The 10590-nt window shown below is 64.1% G+C and carries 9 protein-coding genes and 2 pseudogenes; 6 read left to right on the top strand and 5 right to left on the bottom strand.

Annotated elements, in window-relative coordinates; translation table 11 throughout:
- Window positions 1-338 (top strand): annotated as a pseudogene (locus VMJ11_RS12415) (alpha/beta hydrolase); the annotation flags it as partial.
- A gap of 335 nt (window positions 339-673) precedes the next feature.
- On the opposite strand, the gene VMJ11_RS12410 reads toward VMJ11_RS12415, so the two are convergent.
- The 5 genes and pseudogenes from VMJ11_RS12410 to VMJ11_RS12390 form a co-directional block, all read right to left on the bottom strand.
- On the bottom strand, window positions 674-1666 hold the full coding sequence (locus VMJ11_RS12410) for a sugar-binding protein (protein WP_325619705.1): 993 nt from the start codon (window positions 1664-1666) through the stop codon (window positions 674-676).
- Between the two features lie 211 nt (window positions 1667-1877).
- Window positions 1878-2873, bottom strand: a complete 996-nt coding sequence (locus tag VMJ11_RS12405) for an ABC transporter permease (protein ID WP_325619704.1) — start codon at window positions 2871-2873, stop codon at window positions 1878-1880.
- Between the two features lie 208 nt (window positions 2874-3081).
- A complete protein-coding gene (locus VMJ11_RS12400; RefSeq protein ID WP_325619703.1) occupies window positions 3082-3822 on the bottom strand; it encodes an ATP-binding cassette domain-containing protein in 741 nt (246 codons plus the stop codon).
- A 246-nt stretch (window positions 3823-4068) separates the two neighbouring features.
- Window positions 4069-4269, bottom strand: a pseudogene (locus tag VMJ11_RS12395) (LysR substrate-binding domain-containing protein); the annotation flags it as partial.
- 153 nt (window positions 4270-4422) lie between these two features.
- Complete coding sequence (locus VMJ11_RS12390) at window positions 4423-4896, bottom strand: Lrp/AsnC family transcriptional regulator (RefSeq protein ID WP_325619702.1); 474 nt, start codon at window positions 4894-4896, stop codon at window positions 4423-4425.
- Window positions 4897-5150: 254 nt separating this feature from the next.
- On the opposite strand from VMJ11_RS12390, the gene VMJ11_RS12385 reads away from it, so the two are divergent.
- The 5 genes from VMJ11_RS12385 (at window position 5151) to ldcA (ending at window position 10356) form a co-directional block, all read left to right on the top strand.
- On the top strand, window positions 5151-6545 hold the full coding sequence (locus VMJ11_RS12385; RefSeq protein ID WP_325619701.1) for an amino acid permease: 1395 nt from the start codon (window positions 5151-5153) through the stop codon (window positions 6543-6545).
- A gap of 58 nt (window positions 6546-6603) precedes the next feature.
- A complete protein-coding gene (locus tag VMJ11_RS12380; protein WP_325619700.1) occupies window positions 6604-7800 on the top strand; it encodes an amino acid aminotransferase in 1197 nt (398 codons plus the stop codon).
- Window positions 7801-8326: 526 nt separating this feature from the next.
- Window positions 8327-8740 carry a DnaJ family domain-containing protein gene (locus VMJ11_RS12375; protein WP_325619699.1) on the top strand — a complete coding sequence of 138 codons (414 nt, stop codon included), beginning with the start codon at window positions 8327-8329 and terminating at the stop codon, window positions 8738-8740.
- A 23-nt stretch (window positions 8741-8763) separates the two neighbouring features.
- Entirely contained in the window at window positions 8764-9417 is a 654-nt protein-coding gene (tadA, locus tag VMJ11_RS12370) for a tRNA adenosine(34) deaminase TadA (protein WP_414694377.1), read from the top strand.
- Window positions 9418-9429: 12 nt separating this feature from the next.
- A complete protein-coding gene (ldcA, locus tag VMJ11_RS12365; protein ID WP_325619697.1) occupies window positions 9430-10356 on the top strand; it encodes a muramoyltetrapeptide carboxypeptidase in 927 nt (308 codons plus the stop codon).
- Window positions 10357-10590 lie beyond the last annotated feature (234 nt).

Below are 10590 nucleotides of genomic sequence, written 5' to 3'. Positions count from 1 at the left end.
TGATGCCCTTGTTTAGACCGCGCGTACAACGCTTTCTCATAAGCGAACTGACGCTTGATCCGATTGCGCTGTTAGCCGACTATGCGAGGCCGGTGCTTATTTTGCAGGGACTGCGGGATATTCAAGTGGGACCTGGCGATGCCGGGCGGCTCAAGCATGCGAATTCGCAAGCTGAGCTTGTGCTTTTCGCCAATGTTAACCATGTTCTGAAAACCGTCCTGACAAGCGATAGAAACGAAAACATCGCGACATACAGCGTCCCGGGCCTTCCGTTGGCCGACGGTGTCGTAGACGCGATATCGACCTTTCTGCAGCGCGCGCCGGCAGTTCCACAATGATGGCTCTCTCAGGTATGCCAGAGAGGCTGGACCCATACTGAGGAACTGTTCCCCGGGGGAAGCGAGTGACCGGAGTGCCTCGCCAGGCACCTTCCGGTTCGCTTGCGAATCGACATGCAGCGCGATTGCATTCGTTGACCTGCCAGGGAGAAGCGTGGTCCAGCAAGCTGCGCAGGTCGGAGTTCGGCGTGCACTCGAATTTTTTGCTGCTTGTTCTCGCAGTGGCGATGCGGTTGCATCGTGCCGTTGCCAGTGGTCGATGTGCGCTACGAAGGAGCCGGGGTGCGTGCTGCCTCGGCTCCCGTATTCCCCATCGCAACGCACCTTGCGGGCCTTCAATGCTTGAGGCAGGTGTCCGCGTTCTTCCAGGTGCAAACGTCGAGGCCAGTGTGGATGACCGGCTTCACCGTCTTGCCTTGCGCCAGGTCGCGCATGACCATCGCCGCCTGATAGCCCATCTCCTCAGGCCGTTGTCCGACGAGCACATTGACCTTGTGGTCCTTGAGCGCCTGCAGCTCGGGCCCGAGCGTATCGGCCGAGACGATGACGAACTTGCCGCTCTGGATCTTGTCCATGATTGGCGTGACGACCTGCGAATAGGCCTCGGGTGCGAACAGCGGCCAGCCTCCCTCCAGCACGAACGCATCGAGACTGTTGGCATTCGCAGTGAGCGTGTCCTGCATCATCTGGTTGGCCTTCGCGGCGTCGTCGTTCACGTAAAGCGGACACGCACTGATTTCATGCCAGTTGTTCTCGCCCGCAAGCTTCTTGATTCCCTTCTTGCCCGAGAGCACGTCGCGCGTACCCTGGGCGCGCTGGTTGATGTTCTCGGCTGCCGGGTTGCCCATGACGAGGCAAATATTGCCGCCCTTGGGCATCAGCGTCTTGAGCTGCTCGCCGAGCTTGACGCCTAGTTCGTAGTTGTCGGTGCCGACATAGGCCTTGCGCAGCGACTGGTCCTTCGGCAGTAGATCGGCGTCGGCGGTGATGATCGGGATCTTCGCGTTGCGGCGCCGGATCACTTCGGCGATGGCGGGCGCATTCGAGGGCGAAATCGCGATCGCCGCGACGCCCTTGGTCAGCAGGTCGTCGACGATCTGCACTTCGGCGCTTTCGTCGGCAGCCGTCGCGGGCCCCGTGTAGTAGCAGTTGTAGCCCTGTTTGCCGAGCTCCTTGTTCGCCCGGTCGCATCCTTGTTTCATGAGGTCGAAGTAGGGGTTGTCGAGTCCCTTCACGACCAGCGCGAGGGTCTTGTCCTCTGCGAAGGCGGAGGAGGCCATCATGGCGAGCCCTCCGATCACAGCGAGATACATCCATGCTTTCTTCATGGTTTCCTCCAGTTCGGCGCCGGTTGCGCGGCGCGCATGTCTCGCAAGATTTTCATCGTCGTCGTCAAGCAAAGCCCGCGTCCGTGCCTTGGGCGCGCTGCGGAACCTCGTGTTGCTTGTTGACTGGCGTCCGGCGGTTCCGCGCTTATCCGGCCGCATCTCCCTTGCACTGGCGCCCGGCTGCATCGCGGCCGGCGCGCCCGAAGGCCATTCACTCTCCTTGCCGCTCGCCGCCGAGCCGGTTGAACAGCACGGCGACGATGATGAAGGCGCCCACGACCGTCCCCTGCCAGAACGAGTCGACGCCGAGCAAAATCAGGCTGTTGCGGATGACCTCGATGAGCGCGGCGCCGACGATGGTTCCGAACGCGCTGCCCACGCCGCCCGCGAGATTGGTCCCGCCGATCACCGTCGCGGCGATCACGCGCAGTTCGTCGCCGGTGCCAAGGCCCGTGGTCACCGCGCCGAGCCAGCCGACTTCGAGGATGGCCGCGACGCCCGCCATCAGGCCGCAGAGCACATAGACCGAGCAGATCACGCGCCGCACCGGCACGCCGGTGAGGTTGGCCGCGTGGCGGTTGCCGCCGACGGCGAAGACGTAGCGGCCCCAGCGCGTGAAGGCGAAGGCAAACCAGAAAAGCAGGCCCAGGATGATCAGGAACCACACGGGATTGGCGACACCGAGCGTCTTGCCGCCGCCGAGCGCAAGCAACTTGCTGCCGTCGGGCCCGAATTCGAAGATGGTCCGGCTGCCGGAGATCACGAGCGCGAGGCTGCGGCCCACGCTCAGCATGCCGAGCGTCACGACGAACGGCTGCATGCCGAGATACGCGATGAGCAGGCCGTTCACGAGGCCGACGAGCCCGGCGGTCAAGAGCCCCATGCCGATGCCGGCCCAGATCGGATAGCCGGCGTTCATGACGACCGAAAGCACGACGCCGCTGATGCCGATCGTCGAGCCGACCGAAATGTCGATGCCGCCCGTGACGATCACGGCCATCATGCCGAGCGCGACGATGGCGACGAAGGCGAAGTTGCGCGTGACATTGAACAGGTTCTGCTGCGTCGCGAAAGTGGAGGTGACGAACGAGAGCAGGACGCAAGCGATGAGCGTGGCGAGCACGACCCAGAACACCTGGCTCGCCAGCAGCCCCGTCCAGCGGGTGTGTGTCTTCGCGGATTGGGGATCGTCGAGCAACGTTGGCATTGGGCTAGGCCTTTGCGGCGCTTCGTTCAATTTTCAGGTCTCCTGTGTCGACCAGAGTTGGCGCTTTAGCGCCTTACTCTGGTCCCATGCAGAGCGGTCGACCAGAGTTGGCGCTTTAGCTGTCGACCGGAGTTAGTGCTTTAGCACTTACTCCGGTCCCATGCAGAGCACTGAATCGGGTCCCACGCCAGCGACGTGCGAGGCCGTTTCACGCAGTGGCGATGGCTCCGGTAATGAGGCCGGTGACTTCCTCCGGGGAGGACGCTTCGATCTTCTTGTCCGCGACCATGCGCCCGCGGCGCATGACGACCACGCGGTGGGCAACCTCGAAAACGTCAGGCATGCGGTGGCTGATGAGCATGACGGCGATGCCGTGCTCGGACAGGCGCCTGATGAGTTCGAGCACCTGCGCCACCTGCCGCACGCTGATCGCGGCCGTCGGTTCGTCCATGAGCACGAGCCGCGCCTCCGAGAGGCGCGTGCGGGCGATTGCCACGGCCTGGCGCTGACCGCCCGACATCTGGCGCACGAGATCGCGCGGGCGCGTCTCGGATTTCAGTTCCTTGAAAAGCTCGCCGGCGCGCCGATACATGGTCGCGTGATCGAGCACGCGAAAGGGCCAAACGCCGATGCGCGGCTCGCGGCCGAGAAAGACATTGGCTGCCGCCGTGAGGTTGTCGCAGAGCGCGAGGTCCTGATAGACGACCTCGATTCCCTGCGCGCGGGCGTCGACGGGTCTGCTGAAATGGACCGGTTTGCCGTCGATGAGGATTTCGCCGTGGGAGGGCGGGAAGTTGCCGGCGATGACCTTCACCAGCGTCGATTTTCCGGCGCCGTTGTCGCCCATGAGGCCCACCACCTCGCCCGGCTCCAGGCTCAGCGTCACATCGGTCAGCGCTTGAATGGCGCCGAAGTGCCTGGAAACGCCTCTGAGCTCAAGAAGACTCATGGACTGTCGCGCTCGCTCTTGTGGAGCCGCCCGTTGTCTTGGCCGGGGCGACCGGTAGACGTGCTAACTAGCATGTTTTTTAGAGCACGATGGCGCTTTTAGCAAGACTATTTCGCCAGCCGGCACCTTGGCTTCGCGCAGATTACAAAGCGCTTTTTGCGGCAACGAATTTCGTGCGGCGCAGCACGCTGGCGGCGCGAGCGCGTGGCCGTTGTCGTCCTGATCGTCGATCCGACCGTCATCCAGCCGTCGCCCCAATCGCTCGAGCATCAGCTTGATGAACGCATCCGTGACACCCGGCAGCGTTCGTCCGCGCTTTTTCACGAGCGCGGTGGCGCGCACGAATGCGGGGTCGTCGATGGGCCGCGCAACGAGGTCGGGTTCGGCCAGCATTTCGCGCGCGGTGGCAGGCAGGATCGTGACGCCGAGACCGCCGCGCACCATCGCCTGCTCGATCTCGACGTTCTCCCTCCGGCGTAAGACGAAGGGCCTTGCGGGGCGATGCGCTCTGGCGCGGCCCGCCGCCCTCCGATGAGATAAAATTGCGTTTTCGCCGAAGACCCCATCAGACGCGCCAGACGGGCTCGGTGCGCGCTTTTCTCATGCCTCCAGCGGCATTGCACTCGTGCCCTTGAGCTCATCGAGGCAAACGATCGACTGCACGCTGTTCACGCCGGGTGCGCGCATCAGGGTATCGAGCAGGAACTCGGAAAGCGCCTTGAGGTCGCGCGCCACCACCTTCAGCACGTAGTCGATATCGCCAGTCACGGAGTAGCACTCCTGCACCTGCGGCAACGTTGCGACGAGCTCCTTGAACTTCACGAGCTCGCGCATGTGCCCGCGTTCCATCGTCACCTGAATGAAGGCGACCACGCCGAAACCCAGCGCCTGCGCGTCGAGGCGCGTCTCGTAGCGCCGGATCACGCCGAGCTCCTCGAGCCGCCGATGTCGCCTGAGCGTTTGCGCGGGCGAGAGCTTGATCGCGGCCGCGAGCTCGAGGTTCGACGCGCGGCCGTGCTCCTGAAGTGCGGCGAGGAGCCGCATGTCGATCGTATCGAGCGTGAGATTCTGCATTTATCTTGCGCGAGATGGGTTCAAGGTGAAATGGAATTGTATCAATCAGGGTTTGCCTGCGTATCAGATGAAATCATATTTTTCCGCGCCAACTATACACTGGGCGCACCCAATCGGGCTGACGGCGAATTCCGTCAAGCCTGTCGGCATGCCGGCGCAGAACGTTGCGCATGCAATTTTATTTCGTAGAGCGGAGCCGGTGTCCTACCCGGATGCCCCGGCGTCGCGTCGATAAGGAAGAGACAGGAAGAGACATGGTTTCAAACGACACGCGGGACAATCGCGGCCAGCTAAAACGCGGCCTGAAGAATCGTCATATCCAGCTCATCGCGCTGGGCGGGGCGATCGGCACGGGCCTCTTTCTCGGCATCGCGCAGACGATCCAGACCGCCGGCCCCTCGGTGCTGCTCGGCTACGGCGTCGCCGGCATCATCGCGTTCTTCATCATGCGGCAACTGGGCGAAATGGTCGTGGACGAACCCGTTGCCGGCTCGTTCAGCCATTTCGCCGACAAGTACTTCGGCCCGTTCGCGGGCTTTCTGTCGGGCTGGAACTACTGGGTGCTCTACGTGCTCGTGAGCATGGCCGAACTCTCCGCCGTCGGCATCTACATGCATTACTGGTGGCCGGGGCTGCCCACATGGGTCTCGGCGCTGGCGTTCTTCGTCATCATCAACGGCATCAACCTGACGAGCGTCAAGTCGTACGGCGAGCTCGAGTTCTGGTTCGCGATCATCAAGGTGCTGGCGATCGTCGGCATGATCGGCTTTGGCGGCTGGCTGCTGTTCTCGGGCGCGGCCGGTCCTGAGGCGAGCGTCTCGAATCTCTGGCGCAACGGTGGGTTCTTCCCGCATGGCGTTTCGGGTCTCGTGATGGCGATGGCGGTCGTGATGTTCTCGTTCGGCGGGCTGGAGCTCGTCGGCATCACCGCGGCCGAGGCCGACGATCCCTCGCATACCATTCCGCGCGCGACCAATCAGGTGATCTACCGCATCCTGATTTTTTACATCGGCGCGCTCGGCGTGCTGCTCTCGCTGTATCCGTGGCAGAAGGTGGTGGCTGGCGGCAGCCCCTTCGTGCTGATTTTCCACGCGATGAACAGCGACCTCGTGGCCAACATCCTCAACCTCGTCGTGCTGACGGCTGCGCTTTCGGTCTACAACAGCGGCGTGTACTGCAACAGCCGCATGCTCTACGGCCTCGCGCAGCAGGGTAATGCGCCCAAGGCGCTGCTCAAGGTGAGCCGACGTGGCATTCCGCTGGCGGCGCTCGGTGTTTCGGCATTCGTGACGGCCGCGTGCGTGATCATCAACTATTTCATGCCAGGCAAGGCGTTCGAGTTGCTGATGGGGCTCGTGGTGTCCGCGCTCATCATCAACTGGGCGATGATCAGCCTCATCCACCTGAAATTCCGTCGCGAGAAGGCACGCGCCGGCGAGACCACCACGTTCCGCAGCCTGGGCTATCCGCTCACGAATTATGTGTGTCTCGCGTTCCTCGGAGGCATTCTCGTTGTAATGTATCTGATCCCGGACCTGCGGATTTCGGTGTACCTGATTCCGGTCTGGCTGGGCGTGCTTGGACTCGCCTATCGCGTGTGGCAGCGCAAGGCGGTGCCGGCGCTGCAACGCGGCGTGACGGCTCCTTGAGCGCTGTTCCGTCTATTTGTCCCGATTTTTCGTACTGAAGAGCTAATTAGCAAACACCATGTTCGAACACATCGATGCCTACCCCGGCGACCCGATCCTCTCGCTCAACGAGAACTTCCAGAAGGACCCGCGTCAGAACAAGGTCAATCTGAGCATTGGCATTTACTTCGACGACGACGGCCGCCTGCCGGTCATGCAGGCCGTCCACGCGGCCGAGGCGGCGATTCTCGAGGAGCCGGGTCCGAAGCCCTATCTGCCGATGGCGGGCTTCGCGCAATATCGCGACGCCGTGCAGGCGCTCGTGTTCGGCGCGCAGTGCCCTTCGCGCGCGGCCGGTCGCATCGCGACCGTGCAGACGCTCGGCGGCTCGGGCGCGCTCAAGGTGGGCGCGGATTTCATCAAGCGCTACTTTCCGGAGAGCCAGGTCTGGGTGAGCGATCCGACGTGGGAAAACCACCGCTTCATTTTCGAGCGTGCGGGCTTCACGGTGAACACCTACCCGTACTACGACGAGGCGACGGGGGGCCTGAAGTTCGAGGCGATGCTTTCGGCCATCGACGCACTGCCGGCCAAGAGCGTGGTGCTGCTGCACGCGTGCTGCCATAACCCGACGGGTGTCGATCTGGATCGTGCGCAATGGGAGCAGTTGATCGACGTGCTGCAAAAGCGCGATTTGCTGCCGTTCGTCGACATGGCGTACCAGGGCTTCGGCGCGGGCCTCGACGACGACGCGTTCGCGGTGCGCGAGATCGCGCGGCGCGGCCTCCCGGCGCTCGTGGCGAATTCGTTCTCGAAGAACTTCTCGCTCTACGGCGAGCGCTGCGGCGGCCTGCACGTGATCTGCGAGGACGCGGCGGCCGCCGATCGCGTGCTTGGCCAGCTCACGGGCTCGGTGCGCGCGAACTACAGCAACCCGCCCACGCACGGCGCGAAGATCGTGACGCGCGTGCTCACCAGCCCGGAGCTCAAGGCCTCGTGGGAGAAGGAGCTGGCGGCGATGTGCGAGCGTATCGCCCGCATGCGCGTGGCGATTCATGACGGGCTGCGCGCTCACGCAGGCGAGGCGGCGCTCGCGCGCTACGTGAAGCAGCGCGGGATGTTCACGTACACGGGCTTGAACCCGCAGCAGGTCGAGCGGCTGAAGGATGAGTTCGGCGTGTATATCCTGCGCTCGGGCCGCATGTGCGTGGCCGGCCTCAACGAGAAGAACGTGGGCGTGGTGGTCGACGCGGTCGGCAAGGTGATGAAGGACTAAGGGCAGGGCGAACGCCCTCGATTAGCGGGGCGGCTAGCCCCGAGACCCCAGCGACGCCGCTGGCTTGCCGGTACGATCCGCGCATGCCGGCGGCGTTCTCGCTTCTTGCCCTCAAAACCGCACGGCGGCTCCACATCCACCGGCTACGCCCCCGCCGCTGCCACCGGCCGCCCCACAGAACACGCCGCAGCCCGCGAGACTGGCGGCCAGCAAGAGGCCCAGGGCGACGCAGCGCAGCCGTCGCGCAGTCGACCCGTCAAAAACAGGGTGTCGTTTCATCATTGCAGGCGCTGGACAAGGGGCGACCGAGACGAACTCCACGCGGAGGCCATCCGCTCGTCCAGACGCCAACCTCACCGCCGCCTCTCGCAGAGGGATCCGGGCTTCGTCGCCTGCACTCATTCATTCGGCATGAATTCATGGGGCTGTCAAGCTGCAAGACCGGGATGGTGCACACGCCAGAGGCCGACAGTCCTCCAGGTCTTACCCTGATAGAATGCGTGAGCCGCAACGTAGTGGATAGCTGATGAAATTGCTTGATGCCCTCGTCGAACAACGGATTGCCGCCGCGGCTGCGCGCGGCGAATTCGACGATTTGCCGGGCGCCGGCGCGCCGCAGGAACTCGACGATGACTTGTTCGTGCCCGAAGAGGTACGCGTAGCCAACCGCATTCTGAAGAACGCCGGGTTCGTGCCGCCCGCAGTCGAACAGCTGCGCGCCCTGAGCGATCTCGCGGAAGAACTCGCCAAAGTCGGAGACAAGGCCGCGCAATGCCGTCTGCGCGCGCACGTGCTCGCACTCGACATGGCGCTCGAATCGTTGCGCGGCGGACCGATGGTCGTGCCGCACGAATACCGTCGCCGCATCGCGGAGCGTCTGTCGGAACGAGCCGCAGGCGAGGCCGGCCCGCGGGCGGTGGTCATGGCGGGGGCAGCGTGACGGGCGCTCCCGTTCACCCCGGCATTCCGGCCGCAGAGGCCGCGCAGGCGCACCCTGAGCCCGCGCCGGAAGGCCCGACACCCGTCGATACGCTCAGCCCGGACTCTGCACCCGAGTCCGAAGCCGCTTGCGTCCAGGAACGCGAGCGCCATTTCATGCGCCTTGCGCAGGCCGCCGCGGAAGCGGCGCGCGCAGCCGGCGAAGTGCCCGTCGGCGCCGTGCTCGTGCGCGGTGACGAGGTGATTGCGTCGGGCTTCAATCATCCGATCGGCGCGCACGATCCTTCCGCGCACGCCGAAATGGCGGCCTTGCGCGCAGGCGCGCAGGCGCTGGGTAACTACCGCTTGCCCGGCTGCGAACTCTATGTGACCCTTGAACCGTGTCTGATGTGCGCCGGTGCGATCATGCATGCACGCATCGCGCGGGTCGTTTTCGGTGCGCACGATCCGAAAACGGGCGCGTGCGGCAGCGTGGTCGACGCATTCGCCAACGAGCAACTGAATCACCATACGAGCGTGAGCGGCGGCGTGCTGGCGGACGAGTGCGGCGAGGCGCTGCGCTCGTTCTTCGCCGAGCGGCGGCGCGCGAGCCGCGAAGCGCGCCGGGCGGCGAGGGCACAGGCTGAGCAGGACGAGGCGCAGACCGGCGTCGCCGGTCCGGACGAAACGGCAGGCTGAGTTCCATTCAACATGACCACTCATCGCACCATCGAACTGATCGCGCCGTCCGGCTACCCGCACGATGCGGAGGCCGTGCATCGTGCGCTCACCCGGTTGCGGGCGCAGGGCCATCGTGTCGAAGGCGTGCAGGCGACCGAGCGGCGCTATCAGCGCTTTGCCGGCACCGACGGCCAGCGCGCCGCGGAGCTCAATCGTCTCGCCGATCCGTCGCGCGACCTGCCGGACATCGTGCTTGCCGTGCGTGGGGGCTATGGCGCGGTGCGCATCCTGCATGGTCTCGACTACGACGGGCTGCAGCGCCGCCTGAAGGATCAGCCCATTGCATTCGTCGGACATAGCGATTTCACCGCCATCCAACTCGCGCTGCTTGCGCGCGCGGGGCTCACGACGTTCGGCGGCCCCATGCTCGTGAGCGACTTCGGCGCCGAAAGTGTGAGCAGCTTCACGATGCATCACTTCTGGGACACGCTTTCGAAACCGACTTATACGCTCAAGGTGAATGCGCCCCAGGCGCAGTCGGCGAGCGTTTCGGGCACGCTCTGGGGCGGCAACCTGGCGGTGCTCACCTCGCTGATCGGCACGCCTTATCTACCGCAGGTAGAGGGGGGCATCCTGTTCGTCGAGGACGTGAACGAACAGCCGTTCCGCGTCGAACGCATGATCTATCAGCTGCACCTGACGGGCATTCTCGCGCGCCAGCAGGCGCTCGTGCTGGGCGACTTTTCGGGCAGCAAGCAATTCGATTACGACAACGGCTACGACCTGCGCGAAATGGTGGAGCAGGTGCGATCCGTGGTCGGCATCCCCGTGATTACGGGCCTGCCGTTCGGCCACATTCCGGACATGGTGACGTTGCCGATGGGCGCGCCCGCCCAATTGAACGCCACGCCGCACGGCTTCGAGATAACTGTGAGCGGCTACCCGCATCTCGGCTGATGCCGCCGACTCAAAAGCGCTTTCGGGCGCTTTTTTTATGGAGACATATGCAACTAACAGCCAATTCATCCCGGTGCCGGCCCATGTCCCGGTGCAAGCTATTTGGATAAATTGTCGACAAAAAATGGAGCCGCTTCGGGGCGGGAAATCACCAAGTCGGTGCCAGATTCCCCGTTATAAAGCGGTTTTCACCGAATGGAAGCACGCCGCAGCTTGAGGGTGCGTGGGGATATT

It is taken from the genome of Paraburkholderia sp. (assembly GCF_035501035.1).
Taxonomy (GTDB): domain Bacteria; phylum Pseudomonadota; class Gammaproteobacteria; order Burkholderiales; family Burkholderiaceae; genus Paraburkholderia.
The sequence above is the reverse complement of the archived record's forward strand: the minus strand, read 5'-3'. Positions and strand labels throughout refer to the sequence as shown.